The 23577-nt window shown below is 40.8% G+C and carries 19 protein-coding genes; 11 read left to right on the forward strand and 8 right to left on the reverse strand.

Annotated elements, in window-relative coordinates:
- Positions 1-16 precede the first annotated feature (16 nt).
- Together nagZ and KOLE_RS10055 are read right to left on the reverse strand one after the other, a co-directional pair.
- Positions 17-1531, reverse strand: coding sequence for a beta-N-acetylhexosaminidase (nagZ, locus tag KOLE_RS10050; RefSeq protein ID WP_015869312.1), 1515 nt, complete (start codon positions 1529-1531; stop codon positions 17-19).
- Positions 1521-2639, reverse strand: coding sequence for a DUF1343 domain-containing protein (locus KOLE_RS10055; RefSeq protein WP_015869313.1), 1119 nt, complete (start codon positions 2637-2639; stop codon positions 1521-1523). Before KOLE_RS10055 ends, nagZ begins: the two co-directional genes overlap by 11 nt.
- Before the next feature lie 338 nt (positions 2640-2977).
- Between KOLE_RS10055 and KOLE_RS10060 the strand changes: the two genes are divergently transcribed.
- The 10 genes from KOLE_RS10060 to KOLE_RS10105 all read left to right on the forward strand — a co-directional run bounded on the left by KOLE_RS10060 (position 2978) and on the right by KOLE_RS10105 (position 13774).
- A complete protein-coding gene (locus tag KOLE_RS10060) occupies positions 2978-3829 on the forward strand; it encodes an NlpC/P60 family protein (protein WP_015869314.1) in 852 nt (283 codons plus the stop codon).
- Between the two features lie 21 nt (positions 3830-3850).
- Positions 3851-5110, forward strand: coding sequence for an ABC transporter substrate-binding protein (locus KOLE_RS10065; protein ID WP_015869315.1), 1260 nt, complete (start codon positions 3851-3853; stop codon positions 5108-5110).
- Positions 5111-5974 (forward strand): carbohydrate ABC transporter permease, encoded by an 864-nt coding sequence (locus tag KOLE_RS10070; protein WP_015869316.1) that lies wholly within the window; start codon positions 5111-5113, stop codon positions 5972-5974.
- Positions 5975-5998: 24 nt separating this feature from the next.
- The gene (locus KOLE_RS10075) at positions 5999-6820 is read left to right on the forward strand and encodes a carbohydrate ABC transporter permease (protein ID WP_015869317.1); all 822 of its coding nucleotides are present in this window, start codon (positions 5999-6001) and stop codon (positions 6818-6820) included.
- Positions 6804-7898, forward strand: coding sequence for a glycoside hydrolase family 10-like protein (locus tag KOLE_RS10080; protein ID WP_015869318.1), 1095 nt, complete (start codon positions 6804-6806; stop codon positions 7896-7898). Before KOLE_RS10075 ends, KOLE_RS10080 begins: the two co-directional genes overlap by 17 nt.
- Before the next feature lie 29 nt (positions 7899-7927).
- A complete protein-coding gene (locus KOLE_RS10085) occupies positions 7928-8746 on the forward strand; it encodes a type 1 glutamine amidotransferase family protein (protein ID WP_015869319.1) in 819 nt (272 codons plus the stop codon).
- Between the two features lie 137 nt (positions 8747-8883).
- Positions 8884-10470, forward strand: coding sequence for an N-acetylmuramoyl-L-alanine amidase family protein (locus tag KOLE_RS10090; protein ID WP_015869320.1), 1587 nt, complete (start codon positions 8884-8886; stop codon positions 10468-10470).
- A 102-nt stretch (positions 10471-10572) separates the two neighbouring features.
- Positions 10573-11367: an electron transfer flavoprotein subunit beta/FixA family protein gene (locus KOLE_RS10095; protein WP_015869321.1), complete on the forward strand. Its 795-nt coding sequence runs from the start codon at positions 10573-10575 to the stop codon at positions 11365-11367.
- Positions 11364-12377, forward strand: a complete 1014-nt coding sequence (locus KOLE_RS10100) for an electron transfer flavoprotein subunit alpha/FixB family protein (RefSeq protein ID WP_015869322.1) — start codon at positions 11364-11366, stop codon at positions 12375-12377. Before KOLE_RS10095 ends, KOLE_RS10100 begins: the two co-directional genes overlap by 4 nt.
- The gene (locus tag KOLE_RS10105; RefSeq protein WP_015869323.1) at positions 12374-13774 is read left to right on the forward strand and encodes an FAD-binding oxidoreductase; all 1401 of its coding nucleotides are present in this window, start codon (positions 12374-12376) and stop codon (positions 13772-13774) included. The genes KOLE_RS10100 and KOLE_RS10105 overlap by 4 nt, the downstream gene beginning before the upstream one ends.
- Positions 13775-13873: 99 nt before the next feature.
- Here KOLE_RS10105 and KOLE_RS10110 read toward each other — a convergent pair whose 3' ends face one another.
- The 5 genes from KOLE_RS10110 to KOLE_RS10130 all read right to left on the reverse strand — a co-directional run bounded on the left by KOLE_RS10110 (position 13874) and on the right by KOLE_RS10130 (position 19675).
- The gene (locus KOLE_RS10110; RefSeq protein ID WP_015869324.1) at positions 13874-14692 is read right to left on the reverse strand and encodes a carbohydrate ABC transporter permease; all 819 of its coding nucleotides are present in this window, start codon (positions 14690-14692) and stop codon (positions 13874-13876) included.
- Positions 14689-15627, reverse strand: coding sequence for a carbohydrate ABC transporter permease (locus KOLE_RS10115; RefSeq protein WP_015869325.1), 939 nt, complete (start codon positions 15625-15627; stop codon positions 14689-14691). The genes KOLE_RS10110 and KOLE_RS10115 overlap by 4 nt, the downstream gene beginning before the upstream one ends.
- Positions 15628-15675: 48 nt before the next feature.
- Entirely contained in the window at positions 15676-16911 is a 1236-nt protein-coding gene (locus KOLE_RS10120) for an ABC transporter substrate-binding protein (RefSeq protein ID WP_015869326.1), read from the reverse strand.
- A 55-nt stretch (positions 16912-16966) separates the two neighbouring features.
- Positions 16967-18127, reverse strand: coding sequence for an ROK family transcriptional regulator (locus tag KOLE_RS10125; protein ID WP_015869327.1), 1161 nt, complete (start codon positions 18125-18127; stop codon positions 16967-16969).
- Between the two features lie 252 nt (positions 18128-18379).
- On the reverse strand, positions 18380-19675 hold the full coding sequence (locus tag KOLE_RS10130) for a S41 family peptidase (protein ID WP_015869328.1): 1296 nt from the start codon (positions 19673-19675) through the stop codon (positions 18380-18382).
- A 261-nt stretch (positions 19676-19936) separates the two neighbouring features.
- Between KOLE_RS10130 and KOLE_RS10135 the strand changes: the two genes are divergently transcribed.
- Positions 19937-21250, forward strand: coding sequence for an ATP-binding protein (locus tag KOLE_RS10135; protein WP_015869329.1), 1314 nt, complete (start codon positions 19937-19939; stop codon positions 21248-21250).
- A 92-nt stretch (positions 21251-21342) separates the two neighbouring features.
- On the opposite strand, the gene KOLE_RS10140 is transcribed toward KOLE_RS10135, so the two are convergent.
- Entirely contained in the window at positions 21343-23334 is a 1992-nt protein-coding gene (locus KOLE_RS10140) for an alpha-amylase family glycosyl hydrolase (protein WP_015869330.1), read from the reverse strand.
- Between the last annotated feature and the right edge of the window lie 243 nt (positions 23335-23577).

The following is a 23577-nucleotide window of genomic DNA, read 5'->3' on the forward strand; positions in this document are numbered from 1 at the left end:
ACATGTATAAGGTTATTTACCGATTCACAACAGGTAATTTCCCTTTTGCTTTGATCTTACCGGTCAGAACTTTGAAAAGACTTTTTTGGAGCTCAGGAGTATAACCATATGAAGCTATCGCGTTTTCAACTCCTTCTATAAAGCAATCGTATGGATTTCGTAAAGCAACAATGAGTGTTTTCCCCACTTTCGATATCTCTTCTGCCAGGGCTCTCTGCCCTGGAAAGAGATGAGCGTTTTCAGTGAATATAACGTTTACCTTTCCTACGGCTTTTTTGATGTACTTGTTGATTTGATCAGGTTTTATTTTTAAGTCAAAGGTATAAAATTCTGCGTTTGTGTATTTAGCTATTTCCTGTGATATCCAGGGAATTCCCTCTTTTTCATCTTCAACTTGCACTAAACGTGAAAGAACGACCGTAAAAACATTGTCAACGTGCTGAAGAGGAATAAGATTGTCCTTGTTTTTTAAGAGCGTTATCGCTTCATCGCTTATGTGTTGCATCTCATTAATGTGCTCATCGCTACCAACCAGTTTAATTTCAATTTTTGGGGCTTTGTTGATTAGTTTTTTCATCGCTTCAATTTTGCTCAACGACTCTTCAAGGCGTTTTTGGAGTTTAGGCTCTTTTTCGATCTGCTTGACCAGGTAGTTTTTAACGGCTATTTGTATGTCATCGTTATGACATACAGTAAGTATATCCATGCCAGCGGCAAAGGCTTTCAAAGTAGCTTCTTCGACGGGAAAATAATTTGTTATTCCACCCATGAGCAGATCATCGGCAATCAAAACTCCTTTGTAATGCAGTTTTTTTCTCACAAGCTCCGTTAAGATCTCTTCGGAAAGGGTTGCGGGTATTTTCGTATGCTGCAAAGCAGGAATATATATGTGGCTCGGCATCCAGCTAAGTGCTTCAATTTTTTTAAAAGGAATAAGTTCGAATTTTTTTAGTTCATCATAAGACACATCTAAAACCGGCATATCTATATGGGCATCAACGGAAACGCGCCCTTTACCCGGAAAATGTTTCAGACATGCTATTATCCCATTTTCTTGAAGCCCTTTGGTGAATTTTCTGCCGAATTCAACAACAGTATTTACATCGCTTGAAAAACTTCGTACTCCTATGCCCGGATTGTTAGGATTGTTGTTTATATCTACTACAGGAGCAAGATCCCAATCAATTCCTACCGCGCGCATTTCTTTTGCAAGTATGCTTGCTGCTATAAAGGCATTCTCAGAATTACCCGTTGCTGCTATCGCCATGGCACCCGGTGATATGGCGAACCCCTTTGTGAGGCGTGTAACTATTCCGCCTTCCTGATCTATCGCTATCAGAGGTTTGTATCCTAAAACTCGTTTACATTCATCGATGAAGTCTTTAACCTGTGAAGGGTTTTCAATGTTGCGGGAAAAAAGGATAATCGAGCCTGGGTTCACTCTTTCGAGTATTTTCACCGTTTCAGCGTCCATACTTTTACCCGGGAGTCCAATCATAAATAGTTTGCCTACTTTTTCTTCAAGAGTCATAATATAAATTCCCTCCGTATATCAATAGATCGGAAACGGTATCTATAAACTCTTCAGCTGATTTACGCCAGACGTTGACATCAGTTTTTCCCGTAGCTATTTCTAATGCCAATTCGTCTCCCATTAATCGTGAGATATGCTTATCGATTTTCATTTCAGGGTATTTTGAGAGGTAGTGTAAAAGTGAAATCGAAACTTCAAAGAAATTATCTTCAAATTTTGGGAAAAACTCAACGCCAAAACACAATTGTTGGGCGTACTTACCAAATCTCGGGATGAACTCACGCTTTCTTAGGATAAGATTCGGGAACATATCCTTGAGAAATTCATACAGTTCGTCGTTATCAACCCAGGGGGCTCCGATATACTGAAAAGGTTTTGGTGTTCCTCGCCCTTCGCTAACGTTTGTTGCTTCAAGAAAGCAAATTCCGGCATAACATAAGGTAGCCTCGTATGTTGGAAGGGCAGGAGATGGTACATTCCATAATAAATCGGTTTGATTAAACCCTTCACCGCCCCAACCTTCAAGAGGTATTACTTTTAATTCAAGATCGAGTTTTTTCAGCCTTAAAAAGTATTGTGCAAGTTCTCCTGGAGTTAAACCATACCTCGTTGGGAGTAAATAATCACCGACGAAACTGGAAAGTTTGTCGGGGATTCTTGGACCATAGACTTTTCTCCCCAGTGGATTTATCCTGTCAAGAACAAGATAATCAATACCATTTTCGCTTGCTGCTTCCAGCGTATATGCTAGGGTATAGATAAACGTATAATATCTGAGTCCAACATCCTGTATGTCATAAACAAGTATATCGATGTCTTCCAGATCATTGGACTCAGGTTTTTTCTTCTTTCCATAAAGACTTATAACCGGGATTTTGTATTTAGGATGAAGTGTATCATTGAACGTTTCACCGTCAGGAAGCCCATATAATCCATGTTCCGGCGTGAATATCTTAACCACATTTATGTTATTTTGGATTAAAACATCCAGTCCCTGACGCATATCTTTGGTAACAAAGGAATAATTAGTGATCAGTCCAACCTTCCTTCTTCTTAAAGGCCTAAATTCGTTCTTCTCTAATACATCAATACCCTGAAGGATCATGAGCAATTCTCCTTTTAGTTTTTATCGTTCTTTATCTAGCTATACTTATTTTGCCATAATGTAATTACAATATAACCAATATAGTTTTGATTTTATTCCTGAATATCCCACGTAATATCCAAATATTAGGTGATTACTCCAGTGTATTAACTTACTTTAGTATGTTCTTCTTTTTTCGGCATAATGTTGTATTTGTTATTACAACATACAAACTTGTATAATGTTATGGGCTAGCAAAAGTGAGATTATTGAAGTTCCAGAATTGAATTTTACTTAAGGTTAGCTTTGCTGAACGTGTTTTTCCTGACAGGGTGATATTTGGAGGTGAAAATATAAATATGAAAAAATACATTATGTTACTTCTGATGCTCGCAATGTTCACGCTTTCCTTTCCTATGGCACTACCGGAGATCCCCATGACAGAACTTGAAAGAGACATTATAAATACAGCGTTGAGTATGCTTGGTGGAACCTATGGATGGGGAGAAATGGATCCGGAGAAAAGAACGTTTGATTGCTGGAATTTCGTAACATGGGTTTTCCATGAAGTGCTCGATAAAAAAGAAGGCGGCGTGAAACACATGCTTATTGGTCATCCGGATCCTTTGTGGGTGTATTTTGACGATATTAATGATTTACGTACAGCCGATGTGCTTATGAATGGTGGGGGTCACACTGTCGGTTTTCATTCGGGAATTTACTATGGCAGAGGATTTACTATAGAGGCCCGTGGGGGACAGTATGGTATTGGGATCTTCAGGTTGGAAGGATTTAATAAGCACGCACCATTTGGTGAAACCGGGTACAGGTTTTGTTATTATTCTTTGCTCGCCAGGTTGTGGTTGAATCCTCATCCGAGTTTTCCATATGTATATATGGATAGTCCGGATTCATTCGTGTATTACGAAGATGGAGCAAATCTAAAGATACATTATTTAGCTTTTCCTTTTAACGCAGGTTCCAGAATAAAAGTTTCTGTTGTGGACTATATTACCCATGAAACGTTGAAGGAAGTTTATATTGATGATATTGCTATTTTTTCATACAAGGAACAGGTTATAGATGTTCACGTTGACTTGGAAGGCATAACAAGCAGTTACGTTTATTTCAAAGTTACTTTGCTCTCACCGTCCGGTGAGCCGGTTTTCAAGTACGATACATTTATTTTGTATCCAACAGAAATTGTCTGATATCTTTGGGAGGTGTTCGTTATGAGAAGAACTCTTGTGAAGGGGTTTTTGTTGGTACTTTTATTTATTACTAGCGTTTCAATAGCAGGCGGTATAACCGTATATGTATGGGATTTTCCAGCCTGGAGTGTAGATGGTGATAATTATGCCTGGATAAAATCGATGATGAGAGAATATTCTGCGAATCATCCCGGGGTTTCGTTTAAACTTACGGAGATACCGTGGGCAGGTGGAGACAAGAAATTGGATCTTGCAGTAGCTTCGAGAAATTGGCCTGACATAACAAGAGGTCCGTTGAAGGCTCACTACGTTGTTCAGGGTGTACTGGTATCGACCGATGAGTACATAAATAAGGACGATTATTATGAACCCGCCCTAAAAGGTGCCACTTTTAATGGAAGAATCTATGGTTTTCCTTTTTATATGACTACCAAAGTTGTGATGATAAATAGAGAGATATTTGAAGAGCGCGGTGTTCGCATCCCAACTTTTGAAGATCCCTGGACTTTCGAAGAATTCGCTCAGGCTCTGGAAAAATTGACTTATGATAAAGATGGTGATGGAAGAATAGATGTTTACGGTTTTGCTGCAAGCGCTATGCCTCCCGACAACTCACATCTTTGGCCCTTCCTTCTTGCCAACGGCGGTAAGATCATAGAAGAAGAAAAGGGAAATCTTCGCTGCGTTATCAACACTCCTGAAAACGCCGAAATACTTGGATACCTTGCAGGTATTTTCAAAAAATATGCGCCCCCCTATATGGCTGCATACGGTGATGCTGACGCATATAACTTATTCAAAAGCGGCAGAGCGGCAGTTTATATGTCAGGTACATGGGCGATTCCACCGATTAGAAGAGCTGGTATAGATATAGATGTTGTTCCTTTCCCTGTTAAGAAGAAAGGTGATCGTTTTTGGAGCTTTGGAGATGTATCAAGTTATCAGATATTCATACAAAAAGATCCTAAAAAGCTCTCGATTCTCATAGATTTTGCTAAAACGATTACTTCAGTGGAACAACAGAAGAAACTTGTTGAGTATGGTCAATTCCCCACCCTTAAATCTGTTGGGAACATCTATGAGGGTGATGATGCTATGACAAAGGCCGCTATTATATCCCAGTACAATTTTATTTTCCCGCCACATCCCGCTAAAGATAAAGCCATCGAAAAGATATCCCAACAGATACAATTAGCATTACTCGAGAGAATTTCACCGGAGGATGCGTTGAAGAATGCTGAAAAAGCGGCAAATAGAATACTGTTAAGAGGAGGCAAATAGGTGAAAAAACGGCAGCTTTACGGATACCTTTTCATATTACCTGCCATGTCATTATTTGTTGTTTTTCTGTTTATACCGGTTGTAATGGCCCTTGTAATGGCCTTTCAAGAAGTTGGCGTATGGGGGTCAGAATGGGTTGGTTTTGAGAATTTCAAAGAGATTATCCATTGGGAAGATTTTTGGGTAGCATTGAGAAATACTGCATTATACACTTCGATAGTAGTTTTCAAAAACATATCTGTTGCCCTCGTAATCGCTAGTTTGTTGCTATCGTTGAAAAACAAATGGCAGAGTTTTTTTAGGGCGGCGTATTATCTTCCAACCGTTACTTCTGCCGTCGTTATATCCCTGATTTGGGGCTGGCTTTTGAATGCATCATTTGGGCCGATAAATATGTTTTTACAAAAGCTCGGGCTTCAACCTGTTCCCTGGCTGGTGGATCCGGATATTGCAATGTGGTCGATTATCTTAACAGATATGGTGATTGCGCCGGGTTCAGGGATCATTCTCTTTCTTGCAGCGATGAATAATATCCCGAAGACGTACTATGAAGCTGCCGATATCGATGGGGCTAACTGGTTTGTTAAATGGTGGAGGATCACAGTACCGCTTGTGAAACCAACCATGTTGTATCTGACCATCAGCTACACTATCGTTGCGATGAGTGTGTTCGATAAAATATACATTCTGACACATGGTGGCCCCGGGAACGCAACCATTACTTTTGTGTATTTGATATATAACACGGCCTTTAGAGATTTCAATTATGGTCTCGCTTCGGCACTTTCTGTTATATTCTTTGGAATTGCTGTGGTTATATCGTTCTTCCAATTCCGTATGATGTCACAATCATACGAATTTTAATGAGATTCGGGGAGTTGGTAGCTGGTGAACAAGAAAGCGTTGTGGATCTTTGTTATGGTTTTCCTCTTTCTATGGGCATTCATGACCTTGTTTCCAATGTATTGGATGTTTCAGACATCTTTGACACCAGAAGATGACATAAGTACTTTTCCGCCCCGACTGTTTCCAAGCCGTTTGACGTTGGAAAACTTCAAGCAATTGTTTATGGAATCCAACATCTGGACATGGACCAAGAACAGTCTGATCATCACTGTGAGTATAACCCTGTTATCACTTTTTGTTTGTTCATTAGCAGCGTATGCCTTCGCAAAAATTCCTTTCAAGGGAAGGAGTCCTATATTCACAATGGTGGTTGCCACCATCATGGTTCCAGCGCAGGTGACGCTCCTTCCAACATTTATACTTGTCAACAAGTTCGGAATAGTGGATACACTCTGGGCTGTAATCCTGACATCGATTGCAAGTCCTTACACGATCTTCATGATGAGGCAGTACATGATATCGATACCAATCGATTATATCGATGCAGCTAGAATAGATGGTGCCTCAGAATTCAAGATATATTCGAGCATAATTCTCCCGATGAGCAAACCAGTATTGGGGGCCAGCGCAATATTCACTTTTATCAGCACATGGAATGGATTTTTATGGCCTTTGATTGTTTTGAACTCTCCAGAGAAATATCCTCTTACCGTTGGGTTGGCAACGCTTCAAAATCAGAACCTGAACCAATATGGTTTACAGATGGCTGGAGCTGCTATATCTGCTATACCAATGATTGTGGTGTTTTTCGCTTTCCAGAGGTATTTTATGAAGGGACTGATGACCGGTGGTACGAAGGGTTAGCGTTGTCATTATCCTAATTTTTGTGACTGTATTGATAGCTTACCCTGTCGGGATTTGGGTGGTTAGAGATCAAATTGTTTCACCTGAGAAGATAGAGAATGTTATTAAAATAGCCAAAGAGGTTGGAGCAACAAGACTGTATGTACAGGTAGTTTGGCGAGCAGATGCTTATTATGAATCCGATATTCTTCCACGAGCAGAAGCGCTTGAAGGTCAACCAAAGGACTTCGATCCTCTTGCTTATGTATTGAAATTAGCCAGGTCTGAAAACTTAAAAATATCCGCATGGATAAACGCATGTTATGCATGGAATTTTGTCACGAGGCCAAAATCTCCAGAACATGTTATTAATAAACATCCTGAATGGGTAACCTACGATCAAAACGGTGTTTCAATGCTTAATTATACCGGTTCAGAGTCGTTAGATGTCCCTGGCATTTTTCTTGAGCCGGGTCTTCCGGAAGTTAGAGATTTCATCGCGAGCATTGCTGAAGAAATTGCAAGCAAATACGATGTTGACGAGATTCATCTGGATTATATAAGGTATCCATTTAGAACCTTCGGTTACCATCCAGAGGTTCAGAAAGCTTACAGAAAATGGCTTATACGTGCATTAAAAGAAAAGAGAGTAAAAAATCTTGCCAGTGCTTTTGATGACTACCGTCGAGAGCAAGTTTCTTTGCTGGTGAAAGAGATTTATGACAGGGTAACCAGCCATGGGAAACGCCTTTCTGCTGCCGTGCTTGCGTATTATGAGCAAGATGCTTATGAACAACGATTTCAGGCTTGGCTTGAATGGTTAAAAGGTGGTTATCTCGATTATGCTGTGATGATGGCATATGATCCGTATCCGGAAACAGTTAAGCATTATGTACTCTATGCCCTCGATAGACTGGGAAATCTTGAAAATGTACGAATCGGTCTTGGTGCGTACAAAGTTGTGGAAGAACCGCAAAAATTAAGGGATTTGGTGGATAGTGTTTTATATCTGAATCCAGATGAAATTGTTATTTTTTCGATCGCAAGTCTTATGGAAAGTAAGGAGATGCAAAAAATTGTGCGGGGTATCTCCCGTTAAAATTTGGGTTCAAAAAGGAGGGGTACATCATGAGAAAGCTGCTTGTTAGTGTTGTTATGGTCATGTTGCTTGTAGTGAGCGTTGTGGCTTTTGCCGATGACGCAAAGGTTGAAAGAACAGTGGTTGGGGTTGTTATGAGCGATTATTCTGCACGCTGGTTTGCTGAACTGGGCTTTTCAGGGGATCACTGGGATTATCTAGCGTTGATGAAGAATATATTCGATTTTGTAAATGGTCTCGGTTATAAAGCTGTTCCGATATTTGATAGAGATCTCGAACTTTACGCCAATCCAGAAAGTGATCCCGTCGTCAAATTCACAAGAACATATAATCTTGACCAGGTAAAACTTCTCATACTGTGTGATACCAGAAGACTCTCACCACTTGAAGTTGAGGCGGTTAAAAAGTTCATCTCTGAGGGTGGAAAGGTCCTTGCGCTTAGTCAGGTATCTTTCAGAGATCATAACAATAGTAAGTTTGATAATCCAGATGTATTCGGGCTTTCTAATGAGCTAAAGATATCCTATAGCTCCTTTGCCTGGAAACCGCCAGCGCACGGTTACATTAAAAAAGCAGCTGACCATCCAATCTGGGAAGGTTTGGACGAATTTATACCAACAACAAGACATTGGGTTATGGTTGTTAAGACACTCGAAGGCGGAAAAGTTCTTGGTGAATGGTTCAACGATGATAAGATTCTGCCAAGCCATATGCCGGATCTCAATGGTGCGATTATCGAAGCGCATAATACAATTTACATTGGTGAAGATCTCTTCCTTCCTATCAATTTTAAAGAACCGATGGTTCAGATGCTTCTCGCAAATATCATTTTATACCTGATGCAGTAATAAGCATACCGGGCGCCCGTTACAGGGCGTCCTTTATCTATCCCTTGGTCATCTTTGACAGTTCGATTTGGAGTTATTGCTGACTCAATCGAGTTGTGAAAGATGTCCTTAGGGGAATTTCCTTGGGAGGTGTGTTTATGAAGAAACTCAGTGTTTTAGTTTTTTTGCTGGTTTCAGTTATGTATTTGTCCGGAGTTCTTGATGATAAGATCATTGTAATTGATCCGGGGCATGGCGGTACCGAGAGAGGGGCCATAGCGACTCATATAGATGAAGCTACCATAAATCTAAAGGTTGGCTTGATGCTTCGAGAAATGTTGGAAGAAGAAGGAGCAATTGTTGTTATGACACGTACAAGAGATACTACCGTTTCTTTGAAGAGAAGGGCTGAAATTGCAAACATTGTTCAGGGGGATCTTTTTGTAAGCATTCATCACAACTACATGGAAACTTCTCCGGAGGCTGACTTTTCTATAGTTTATTACTCTACCCTTTCCGGTGATTATGCAAGAAATCTTGCAGATTATTTGATAGATAGCTTTGAAAAATACGTTGGCACAAAAGGCAATCCGGGACCGGGTGATGTTTACCTTATGAGAACAGTGAAAATTCCTGCAGTCCTTGGAGAACCGTGTCTAATGTCTAATGCGGAACGGGAAAAATGGTTGATGAATGAAGAAAATCTTCGAAAAGAGGCGCTGGCGTACAGAGATGCGATAATAAAGCTCTTCAGTCAAAAGATCCCGAAACTAACAATCGATACAGCAGAAGAAATCAGCAATGAATTTGCTGTTGCCTCTGATATACCACTTACTGAAATATCAGGTTTTTTGAATTCTACACCCCTTGAAAGAGTTATTGACGAAAATGGATTATCGGTGAAGTTTATAGTTCCAGAAAACATTGCGCCAGGTAGATACGAACTTGTCGTTTATGCTGTTTCAAAGGAAGGTATCAGGAGTAAAATGTATCGAAAATCCATAATTTATTCCCCAAGGGCTTCAGAAATATGGGTTCGCGTCCTTCCAACTGTTGCACCAGCAGTAGTGGGAAGCTATTTTCGTGTAGAGTATGCTGTTTACGCGGGGAAACACAGATTAGAAAGCATTCCAAAAATTATTTCCAGCAATGATTTTATCTCGGTGAGGAACGGTTATATTTTCGTTCCTTACATGGGAAAAGATAAAGTAACGTTGACACTCAGCAGTGGTTCAATCACGAAGGAACTAACTGTGACTTTTTCAGGAAAACAAAATGTCGAGGTTATTCAGGTATATTCTGAAGATGGGAAACTTCTTGATTTAATCCAGAGTTCGGGGAAAGTGATCATAGAAAAACCTGGATATGAACCGCTCGAATACATTCCACAACTAAAAGATCCTGTAAATTTTGCTACGGTTACGCTGAAAAGAACAAAGTATGGAGTGCTAAATGATCAATATGTGGGAATCGCTTATTCCGAGGAGTTTGAACAGGTTGCAAAAGATTTTGCCCAAAAAGTAGAAATGCTTGGAGGCAAACCAATTGTTTATCGTGCTTCGACAATGGGAGAAGAATTCAAAGCTGCTCGAGATTTCAATAAACACAACTGCATTGTTGTCGCGGTTTTCACCTTTAATACCAGCAGTAGGATTTCTATGCTATCGAGGGCACCGGTCGTAATTACCTCTGAAAAAGAAATTGATAAAGTGCTTGATATTTTGATTCAGCGAATCAGTAATTGAAATCGTGATATGTGTAAACGTATCGTTTGAAAATGTACTACAGCGATTTCATAAGAATATCTTGATAAAGCAATCTGATTAAATTCCAAGGAGGAGAAACAGGTGAATATAGCCGTACTCATAAAACAGGTACCCGATACAGATGAAGTGAAACTCGATCCTGAGACGGGAACCATGATAAGAGAAGGGTTGGAAAATATCATAAATCCCCTGGATTTGCACGCATTAGAAGCAGCTCTCAGAATAAAGGAAACTAACGGTGCTAAAGTAACGGTGGTCACAATGGGACCTCCGGTGGCTGAGGAAGCTTTAAGGGAAGCCATAGCGATGGGAGCAGATACCGCTGTGCTTGTTAGCGATAGGCGTTTTGCCGGAGCGGATACATATGCTACTGCCAGAACCCTGGTGGCCACCCTATGGAAACTCGGTAATTTCGATTTAATACTCGCGGGAGAAAAATCTATCGATGGAGAAACCGGACAGGTTGGTCCTGAAGTGGGAGCTCTCATGGGGATACCTGTATTATCCTATGTGTCTGATATATGTGACGTTTCTGAGTCTGGTATTGTGGCAGAACGAGAGGTGGAAGAAGGAAAAGAAAAGTGGAAGGTCAGTTTTCCCTGTTTGCTTACAGTTACAAAGGATGTAAACGAACCGAGATTGCCGACACTTTCAGGGAAGAAAAAGGCCAAAAAAGCGAAGATAGAGGTGCTCAATTGCGACATGACAGGGATAGATCCCGCTATGGTAGGGTTGAAAGGTTCGCCGACCAGAGTGGTGAAGATCAGCACGCCGAAGATTTCAAGAACGGTTGAGATGTACGAGGGGAAGAATTTGAATAAAGGTATAGACAAAGTGATAGAACTGCTCAAGCCGTTTTTGGAGGTAGAAAAATGAGTAAGGATATATGGGTTATAGCGGAGAGAAGAAACGACGAAATTCATTCCAGTACCTACGAATTACTGGGCAAAGCGAGGGAAATTGCTAAAAAAGCTGGAGACTTCATGGTTTGGGTGATCGTATTAAGTGAAAGAACGATGACTGAAACCGAGAAAGGGTTGTTGTACCGTTACGGTGCCGATGGGATTATAGCGGCTGTCCATGAAGTTTTTCAGAGGTTTAATTTTTTGGCTTACCTTGAAACCCTTGAGAAGCTTGCCAAAGAAGCTGAGCCAGAGATAATCCTGGCACCAGCCACCACTACCGGGAGAACGATTATGCCAGCGCTTGCAGGTGTTCTTGGTACAGGGTTGACGGCAGATTGTACCGGTCTGGATATCGAAGTTGAAACAGGAAACCTCCTTCAAACTAGGCCGGCGATCGGTGGAAATATCATGGCTATGATTAAAACACCAGCCCATAGGCCACAGATGGCTACCGTAAGACCAAAAACCTTTTCGGTACTGGAAGAAAAATATGATGGGCCGCGCGAATATCGCGAGATCCATCCCATTTTTTTCTCGAAGATCGATCGGATGGAACTGGTTGAATTTAAGGGCACCCCTTCAGAGATGAAAAGCATACAGGATTCAGAAATAGTCATATCCGGCGGTAGAGGGCTGCGAAAGCCCGAGAACCTGGAGCTGTTGAAAAGAATAGCGAAGCTTGTCAACGGTTCAGTGGGTGCTTCTAGACCTATCGTTGATTCTAAATGGATAGGGCACGAATGTCAGGTTGGACTCAGCGGGCATACCGTGAAACCAAGGGTTTATCTCGCTGCCGGAATATCCGGGGCTGTACAGCACATAGCTGGAATGCAGACATCAGATGTGATAGTGGCGATAAACAAAGACAGAAACGCACCGATATTCGATTTCTCTGATATTGGTCTTGTGGGTGATGCGTCTGAAATCCTTGAGACCATTCTAAAGCGGTTGGAAGCACTGAAAGGAGAGAAAGTAAGATGATTGAGATACAAGAAGAGTTGCTTAACAGTCTAAAAGAGATCTTTGGAGATAGAATGAAACTCGAAAGAGATTTCCTCGAGAAATACTCCCGGGATGAAACGGCTGAACTCGAAGGTTCGATGCCCGGGATAGTTCTGTTTCCCCTGACTCCAGAAGAAATTTCCAGTGTCATGAAACTGGCGAATCAATACAAAGTACCCGTAACGCCAAGAGGGGCAGGAACGGGGCTTTCGGGAGGAGCTATCCCGCCAAGTGGCGGAATTGTACTCTCGCTGGAAAAGATGAACAGGATAATCGAGTTCGATGAAGAAAACATGATGATAACCGTTGAACCGGGTGTTATAACCAATGAAATTCAGAAACTCGCTGACAGGCACGGCCTTATTTATGGGGGAGATCCATGCAGTAGCGATAGTTCCACAATAGGTGGGAATGTGGCTGAAAATGCCGGAGGAAACAAGGTCCTAAAATATGGCCCGACCGGTTATCATGTGTACGCCCTTGAGGTTGTACTTCCTACCGGTGAGATAGTCCAGTTTGGCGGAAAAAGGATAAAAGATGTTACCGGGTTCGATATGATTCATCTATTGATAGGTTCTGAGGGAACGTTGGGTATAGTTACAAAGATCACTCTCAGACTGCTTCCAAAACCAAAATATTCTGTTGCCCTGTTGGCACCCTTCGAATCTGTTGAGAAAGCCATAGACGCTGTTCCGAAACTCATGGTTAAATCCGGTACTATGCCTTCTTCACTGGAATTCATGGATCGATCTTCGATACAGTCTACATGTAAGTTTTTGAATATAGAATTTCCGTACAGTGATGCGGGAGCACACCTCATAATAGAAGTGGAGGGCAACAACAAAACAGCTGTTTCTGACGATTACGAAAGGATAGGAGATATCTGCCTGGAAGAGGGAGCGCTGGAGGTATTTGTAGCGGATAACAGAAACACTCGCGAAAAGCTCTGGAAGGTGAGAAAGTCGATAGCAGAAGCCCTTTCGGTGTACAGTCCGGTTCATTGTATGGAAGATGTTTCTGTTCCCATGGCAAGAATTCCGGAACTCATAAAAGGTGCGGAAAAGATTGCTGAGAAACACGGCCTTGAGATGTTGAGTTTCGGTCATGCCGGCGACGGGAATGTTCACGTGACATTTGTCAAAGGTGATAGAACGGAAGAGTACTGGAAAGCACATCTGGAACCTGCACTGATTGAATTATATGAGCTCGCCAGAGATCTGGGGGGATGTATCAGCGGTGAACACGGTATTGGTCTGAAGAGAAAGAAATACCTTCCTATAATCCTTGACGAGTCCCAGATCAGGTTGATAAAAGGAATAAAACGGATATTTGACCCGAACAACATACTCAATCCTGGTAAGATCGTGGATCTTTAATCGAAACACAACAACCCTATTTCACCATTGGTGAAACAAAAAAACATCCTTTGAATCGGTGATAATCCGCTTTTGGATGAAGTTTTTTATGATTTCTCCTTACCCTTTTACAGAACCGGCAAGGAGACCCCTAAGGAAATATTTACCTAATAAGGTGTACACCAAAAGAGTTGGGAGTGCTGCTAAAAGTGCCCCTGACATTTGAACATTCCATTCCACGACTTTACTTCCTGCGAGATTTACCAGGGCAACTGTAATTGGTTGTTTAGTGGGATCGCTGGTAACCGTAACCGCAAATAAGAATTCGTTCCAGATGTTGGTGAATTGCCAGATAATTACCACAACGAATCCGGGTATAGAAATCGGGAAAAGGACTTTCCAGTATGCTTTGAAAATTCCCGCACCATCTATGTGAGCAGCTTCTATGAGTTCTGAAGGAACTTCAGCATAATAATTTCTGAAAATCAACGTTGTTATTGGAAGACCATATATGATGTGTACCAGGACCAATCCCCAGATGGAACCATAGAGATTTATCCTTTGAAGGAATCTGATTAGGGGAAATAGAACACTTTGATATGGAATAAACATTCCAAAGAGTATCAAAGTAAATAACAGGTCAGATCCTTTGAATTTAATTTTTGACAGTACGTATCCATTTATTGATCCCACCATAGCCGAAATTATCGTTGCGGGTATCACGAGAATAAAACTGTTCTTTAGATTAGGAGAAAGCTTCTGAAAAGCCTTTATAAAACCGTAAAGAGAAGGTTTGGTAGGAAGGAACCACAGTCTTTCCAGACTCACTTCTGTCAGTGACTTAAAACTGGTTGAGAATAGAACATATATTGGCATTAAGAAAAAAGCTGCGAAGATGAGTAAAAGAATATATGTTAAGGTCGCATTTATTTTTTTCATCTGCTCACTTCCCTTTTCATGGATGAAATAAGGTACGGTACTATCACTACTGCTACCATTACAAGCATTATAATGGCGATGGCAGAGCCGGTAGCATATCTATTTGCCCGGAATGTAGTTTCAAACATATAAATTGCAGGTACATCAGTAACATTATTTGGGCCACTTCCGGTCATAGCATAAACAAGATCAAAGATCTTCAAGGAAATATGGCCGAGGATTATCATTGCGCTTAGGGTTATTGGACGCAAAATCGGAAATTTAATTTTCCAGAAAATTTGCTTGTCAGAAGCACCGTCAACTTTGGCTGCTTCAATCAGTGATTGTGGGATTCCTCTCAATCCTGCCAGATACATAGCCATTGTATAACCTGATAATTGCCAGATGGCGGCTATTATTACTGGAATTAGGGCAACGTTAAAATGTAGAAATGAGGTGGTGCTGGTGTACCATTTCCACTGCAAAGCTTCAAGTCCGAGCATTTTGAAAAGCAGGTTTATCCCCTGCGGGTATTTAGGCGGAATTCCCGGCGCAAAAATCCAGCTCCAAACAGTACCGGTAACAACAAAGGAAATGGCCATTGGAAATAAGAAGATGTTTTGAAATACCCTTGAACCTTTTAACCCTTTGTCCACAAGAACAGCGAGGATTATTCCCAACGATAGACAACCGATTATGAAAAAGAGAGTAAAGTAGAGCGTATTCCATAAGTCTGTCTGAAAACGTGGGTCTTCAAAAAGCCTCAGATAATTTCTTAAGCCGACGAATCTATATTCACCCCTTAGGAGTCTGGAAAAGCTGTTCCAATTCGAGAAAGAAACTCTTACAGTCCAGCCTATAAATATGTATACAAAAATGGTCAGTGACACAATCGTTGGCAGCAGAATCAGAAATCCTGTTAACTTCCGTCGAGTTGATCCTTTGATAGGCTTCACCCCCTAATGTGAAGTGAACAAAGAGGCCCCAGAGGGGCCTCCTTATTTTTATTCTAGATAGTCTTCAGCGGCGTAAATAATCTCTTTAAGCGCTTTTTTAACGTCTTTTCTGGTTATAAACATGTTGATAGTATCGTTGAGGGCAGTGACGAAGGCTTCAGGAGCGGCGGAACCATGAATGATCGACGGACAGAGGGCATTTGTTGCGAAATCGTCCATGGACCAGATCAAATAGTCATCGTAAAGGCTTCTGTCAGCATCGATTCTAGCAGGAATCGATCCTTTGATTGGGTTGAAAGTATCCTGACCTTCGACGGAAGATATAATCTTTAGCCATTTGATGGCATTCTCTCTGTGAGGAGCATTTTTCGGGAGCCCAAAGGTGTCTGTAACGACCATGAAAGAACCCTTCGTTCCGGGAACTACCATCCAGCCGAATTCTTTACCCGGTGTCCAACCCAATGTCTTCAGATATCCTTCAGCCCAGTCTCCCATCACATTAAAAGCAGCTTTGCCCTCAAACACGAGCAATGTGGCATCCTGCCATGTGAGAGAAGCATGGTTGGGGTTCACGTAATTCATAAGTTCCTTGAATATTTCCAGAGCTTCCTTTACTCCTTGATGCTCAAAGGAGGTTCTTCCATTCCAGAGACCGTTGTAGTTGTACGGGCCAAGAGTTGAAAGAAGTATGTCTTCGAATAAATGTGTTGCAGTCCATTTGTTCTTGTCACCTAATGCCAGAGGGATATAACCTGCTTTTTTAATTTTTTTCAGGACTTCTATAAATTCCGGCCACGTAGAAGGAACTTTTTCAATACCTACCTCTTCGAGAATCGCTTTGTTGTAGAAAACAACGTTTCCTCTGTGAACATTGACAGGGATAGAGTAAACTTCACCTTTGTAACTACAGATTTTGAGAATATCTTCCGGGAACTTATCGATTATTCCCCATTCTTCAAGTAAATCAGTTATCGGTTCCATCATTCCTGTAACCACATAGGTATCGATAAGTTCCATACCACCGTGGACCTGGAAAGAATCAGGTGGGTTCCCACCGAGCATTCTTGTTTTCAATACGGCTTTAGCGTTTGTACCAGCACCCCCGGCGACTGTAGCATTGATGATTTCTACATCGGGATAGTATTTGTGAAAGACATCAAAGAGCGCCAGCAAGCCTTCTTCTTCTCCACCGCCTGTCCACCAGCTAAATATTTCTAGTTGATTTGCTGAGAATGCGACAAAGGCCATTGAAAGAATCATCAAAAGAACAAAGAACTTTCTCATAACACTACCTCCCCTTTAAGATTTCCCCTTATGGGGTATTAAAAAAAGATTGTCCCTAATGATGTACATGTTCGATACTTTTGGCCTCTAACCATTTTGCAGTAGCGTAAATTCCGGCTCCGATTGCCACGGCATTGTCTGAAATTTCCGAAAGTTTCACGTCGGTTTCCTGATCGCCAAATAAATATTGAGAGACTATTTCTTTTACCGGTTGGATTAGATAATTACCCAATGCTGCCATTGTCCCACCAATAAAGACGGCCTGAGGATTTAATAAATGTATGACATTAAGAACGACAATAGAAAGCCACTTGGCACTATCGCGTACAATGGAATATACAATTTTGTTGTCAGCTTTGAGAAGATTCGCGACATCTTCAATACTGTGTGCATTCAATCCACATGACTTTATTTGGCTTGTCAATACATCTACTCCGTACAGATCTTCGAGATATTTAAATTGCCCATGAACATAAAATAAGCTGTGGCCTATTTCTCCAACATAGTCATGGGTTCCCTGATAAAGTTCATCATTAATTACAACTCCGGCTCCAATTCCTTCATTCACAAGTATGTATACGAAATTCTTTAGATACTTTGCGCCACCGTGCCACTTTTCCGCAAGTGCAGCTACATTCGCATCATTTTCTATCCAAACAGGCAGTTTGTATTTTTTTTGTATGATCTCTCCAAGCGGAATATTTATCCATCCCTCAAATTTCGGTGGACACTTTATAACACCAGTTTCGGGATCAAGAGGACCAGGGATTCCAATTCCTATAACTCCAACCTTAATCCCATGCTTTTCTGCTTTCTCCATAATATGATTAATATCCAGATAGAGCTTTTCAAGAACACTGTCTGGATCATTTTTTTTATAAGATAATCCATTGCTTTCCATCAGTACTTTCATACTGGCATCCATTAATACCGTTTTTATGTTGTGTCTTCCAAGATGGACTCCCAATGTGTACACAGCGTTCTTTTTGATATGCAAAGAGATAGGTGTTTTACCGACATTTCCGTTTGGCTTTGTCGGGGATTCTTCAACTATTCCAGCGGCTAAAAATTCCTTTATGATAGATGATACAGTCGTCTTAGTTAACCCTGTAATCCTCGAAAGCTCAACTCTGGAAATGCCGTCCTGTTTCAATAAAATATGAAGTAAAGTAATAGCGTTTTTAATTCGTGTATCTTTGGGTTTCAGTATAAGCATAGACTCCTCCAATGAATCAGTTTCAAGTTAACGAATAAATTAGTAAACTGGACTAACTAATTGGATTATATCAACAAAACACGGGGTCCTTTTAACACCTGGACCCCTTTGAATAGCATATAATACTTAACTACAATCAAATATATGGATTTATATCCGAATTCTGTAATTTTCTATAATTTACCATTTGTTTTTTCTTTTCATTGAAAACCGGATGTCTTATTTTTTGAGGATATACGTAGCCATTCAGGATTATTCGGAAGTAGAATAACCCCCTTTCTGCGCCTCTTTGACAATCTGAAGGGCTTTATCAAGCATGGGATCAGCTTTACCAATTAGCCAGGATATTTTTTCCTCAAGGTTCAGGTTTATGGGAATATCCGGCTCTATATGCTCTCCTTCTTCAAGAAGAAAAATCCTTTCTTTTGATAACTTCACTCTACATTTTGTGTTTGGTAGTAAGTATCCATGCTGTTTAAATCCGAAGTTTGCGGTTTCACTGGACCTTTCTCCGAGAATTGTCCCTATGCCTTTTCTGACTAGAAAACCAAGGAACATGAGACAACCGGAAAACACATCTTCATCTGTCAAAATCCACAGCTTTCCAGAAAACCGTTTTTTCGCAGGATACACATTCACACCATAATCTAAAATAGCGTATTTAACTCCTTCCTTGGTATAAGATTTCACCCCGATACCTATGGCCAGTTTAGTTGGTTTATCTACAAAATATCTCAACAAACTTAGCGCGGACCACCCTCCTGTATTGCCTCGAACGTCTATGATCAGATCAGTAATGGGGCTATCCAGAGCTTCTTCCATCCTGTCTATTATTTCTTGTTGAAACTCTCCATTAAAACTTGGAACTTTCAAGACACCAATAGAACCGTACAGTTCAAATGATGGACTTCTCTTTCTTACCGGTTGAGAGGTCCGTTTATAATCTTTTGGGGAGATAGATTCAATCTTCAGCGTCTTTTCTTCATTTTCATAAAGATAGGTGATTTCGAACTCCTCTGTTCCCCACCACTTAGGTAAAGATTGGAAGAAGTAATTAACCAACCAGTTCAATCTACTCTCTCCGGTTTCAGAAATACCATAAATCTCCAGCTCTTCAACAACATTCTCAACCGGAATACCGTTGATCTTTGTAACAATGGCTCCAACTGGCAAATCACAGATTGAATCAACCACCACGGCATACCCGTTTACCCGGCGCAATCTGAAGGGGAAAACTTTAATCTCGACATCCGACGGAGGATATAACATGGAGTGCTGGTCGTGAAGAATGGCTATTAATGGAGCAGCTATCATGTAGAATTCCGACCGTGTCATATCATGGTCTAATTGAGCTTTTTTCTCTTCGACAAGATTCCAGAATACATCTTTATCTACCTTGAGCCAGGGGTTGTAATACTCTTCAACAATTTTGGAGACAAGAAAATCTAAGTCCTCTCTCAACTGCTCGGGAGTAAAAAGCTTTTCGGCTAATGTGAAAGTGGAAATGAGCAAAAGGATTCCTATGAGTATATAGCGAGTTTTATTCACCACAATCCCTCCAAAGTTACTAAACAAATAATTTGAATCGCGTTAAACATTATTACCGCGTCAATATTAACATACTTCAAATTCAATTAACAAATTCATTTTCATAGGATCGCAATTTAATCTAACAGCATTGGAGGAGCTGGCTGACAGGATTTTTTAGGGATGTTCGATGAGAGACACCTGAACGCTTAATCGAACAGTATACTATTCAATTTATGATATAATCTGAACAGTATACTATTCAACTTAGGGGTGTCGCATATGACAGATCAAGAGTTGTTTTCTGTTTTAATTCGCTGGAACTACTGGGATAAAGGCGAAATACCGGATCTGATTAGAAGGAGAGAAGTTGAGTTTCTTCATAGATACTTTTCAGGAAACCTGGTTCAAATAATAAAGGGACCAAGACGTGCTGGTAAATCTTCGATATTAAAAGTGTTCTACAATGACCTCAGAGGATCAAGAGATCCCCTTTCGTTTCTTTTTATAAATCTGGAAGATGTATCACTTGCGCAAGAAGAGAGTTCACCACAATTGTTAGAGAGATTGTATAGGCTTTATAGGCAACGGGTAAATCCTTCTGGAAAGGCTATTGTATTCATTGACGAAGCTCAGAGAATATCAGGATGGGAAAGATGGGTTGAAACCTACAGAGAAATAGGTGAAGCTAAGTTCTTCATAACTGGTTCATCCTCAAAACTATCTTCTAAAGAATTGGGCACTTTGCTTACAGGAAGACATATAGATCTTACTCTTTATCCTTTTTCATTCAGAGATTTTGTTGCTTCTCGGGGATTTGGTTTTGATGAGTTATCACTTTATGCGAAGAAGGATCAAATAAAGAATCTGCTCTTTTCGTACTTTGAAACAGGGGGATTTCCGGAAGTTTTGCTTAATTATGGACCAGATGAAGGGATGGAGATTCTTGAGACCTATTTCGATGACATGATTTACAGGGATATCGTTGAACGTTGGGGAGTTAGAGATGTGCAACTGCTGAAAAGAATAGCGCTGTACGCGTTGAAAAATAGTGGTAATCTTATGACCTATCGCCAGCTTCAGAGACTTATTGAACAGGTTTCTGGTAAGACCTCTACTAACACGATATCAGAGCACATGTCCCATTTAATAGAGGCTTATATTGTTTTCGAACTAACCCTTTATAGTAACTCCATAAAGAAATCTATTCAACGTCCAAGAAAGCTGTACTCAGTGGATACGGGGCTCCGAAAAGCTGTTGTAAAACCGTTCACAGATGATTTTGGTCGTGATGCCGAAAATGTTGTCTTTATCGAATTGCTTAGAAGGAGATACAAAGTTAACTACTGGAGGAATAATGAAACAGAGGTGGATTTCATAGCTCTAGGAAGGAAAAGAAACGTTGCTATAAATGTGACCATGTCTAACATCGAAAGAAAAGACCTGAGAGACAGAGAACTGAAAGGACTTGTAGACTTTCCAGGCAAGGAATTTGAAAGAATTCTCATAACGGACGACCTTGAGGATGAGTTAAAAATAGAAGGAAAGAAGATAACTTTGCTTCCTCTATGGAAGTGGCTTTTGCTAGAGCAATAAAAATTTTCAACCGATCTGAATCACTCGATCGCAGAATTGCTCCAGGTCATCCTTATATGATATGTCAGGCACGAAATTCTTTTTAGAAAATATCAGCGTATCCGCTTGAAAATGAGAAAACTTTTAGCTGGAACTTCTAAGTTTTTGATCTCCATCTGGGTATTGGTAAATAGTTCATGGTAAAGACCTGGTAGTGATCCGGAAAAGGTTGCCTTTTCGTTTCCAGGATTAGCAAAAATGATGATTTCCTCATCTTCTAACGTTCTTTTATAAGCCATCAAAGTTCCATCAGTGGCGATGATCTCGAAGGAACCTTTCCTCAGAGCAGGATATTCCTTTCTGAAGCTAATGAGTTTTTTATAGTATTCGAGGATATCCTTATTCCAGAGTTCTTCTTTCCACGGCATAGGTCTTCGATTATCAGGATCTTTTCCTCCTGTCATGCCTATTTCGTCTCCATAGTAGATCACCGGGGAACCTATAAAAGTCATCTGCAAGCCTACGGCTATTTTGAAAAGCTCTATGTCACCATAAAGTGTTGTAAGCATTCTTTCAGTATCGTGACTATCCAGCATATTCCATAGAGAATGCAGAACCTGGGGTGGATATCTTTTGAGATAAAACCCAGTCATGTTGGCGAATTTTTTCGCGGAATGCATCGGTCTTGCAACATACTCGATAACTGCATCCCTGAACTGGTAATTCATAACAGAGTCAAACATGTTTCCTTGCAGATACACCTTTGAGTCTCCCCAGATTTCCCCAACGATTATAGATTCTTTGTTCATACTTTTGACAGTGGGGCGGAAAAAGTTCTTCCAGAATTCTGGAGCGACTTCTCCAGCAACATCAAGTCTCCAGCCTGAAATGCCTGCTTTGGCGTATTTTTCAGCTACCTTGCCGATGTATTCCTGTACCTCTGGATTTAGAACGTTCAATTTCGGCATATCGGCGTAGCCGCCCCAGGCGATGTAGTTCATGGCGTGTCCCTTGTACCTTCTCGGTTTATTTCCTTTTATAAAATACCAATCCCAGTAGGGGGAATCTTTGCCGTTTTTCTTAACATCCTGGAATGCCCTGAATTCGTCGCCAGTGTGGTTGAATACTCCGTCCAGGATTACCCTTATCCCGGATGAAGATAGATCATTCACCATTTTCTTGAAGAGTTCGTAATCCCCAAAATTGTCATCGATTTTCATATAATCCGCGGTATCGTACTTGTGACTCGAGACACTCTCAAAAATAGGGTTAAAGTAGATGGCATCTATCCCAAGGTCTTTCAGGTGATCCATGTGATCGATAACACCCTGAAGATCTCCGCCAAAGAAACCATCGGAACCAAGGTTGGCGCTTTTGGGATCTGCGTACCAATTTTGTGAACCCTCGGGATCATTCGAAGGGTCACCGTTTGCGAACCTTTCAGGGAAAATCTGGTAATACACTGCTCCTTTCGACCATTCTGGTGTGTCGAAATAATTTACAGGAAGATTGTCTGGGGTGAATCTGAAAGGAATAACGGATTGTTCTGAAACGCCGTTGGCGCCCAAAAATAGCTTTTTATCGTTGCCGAGCAGTTCAAAATAGTATTCGAGGTTCTGCAAATCAGTTAGATGGATTCTGAAATAGTCCTGATTTCCGGAGTTTTTCAAAAACGGCATTTCTAATTTTGCGCCATTTATGTGGATGAACGCTTTAGTGAAAGCTTCTTCTTTTCCTGAGACGCTCAAGTAAAATTCTCCCGGCTTCACGGGATTAAAATATTCTCTATCCCATATTTTGTGGGTTGCGGGTTCAAGATCTTCAACCCTGAAAATGTTGAAGGTTTTACCCTCAATGTTTGTTGTCTCTTTGAAAGGATCAATAAGGCGGTTACCAGATTCATCAGTGAAATAGTAATTATAGGTCCCGTTGTCCAAGCTCACTGACAGATACCACCAACTGCCTGCAGCCTTTTCCAGAGGAACCGGTTCCCACTCGGTGAAATCACCTATTAAAAACACCTGCTGGTCTGACTCGATAAAGAAATCCGCTGCGAAACCTAAACAAGCCAACATGATAAACAACAAAAGTAAAGCTTTCCTCATCCAAACATCTCCCTACTTTTTAAGCTTAGCTGTCTATTAGTATCATAACAGTTTCTGGGGACTCAGCAAAACAAATCTTTCCTTTTGTATTTTAGTTATGAGTTGGTACGGTTGAGGACAATGTTTTGCTTATTTCGCAGTGAAAAATTACGAATCCGAGTAATCCCAGAAAATATACTTTGAAGTATTATGTTTCACAGTATTATGTTTTGAAACATAATATGATAGAATCTGAGTGGGAGG

Source organism: Kosmotoga olearia TBF 19.5.1 (assembly GCF_000023325.1).
Lineage (GTDB): Bacteria > Thermotogota > Thermotogae > Petrotogales > Kosmotogaceae > Kosmotoga > Kosmotoga olearia.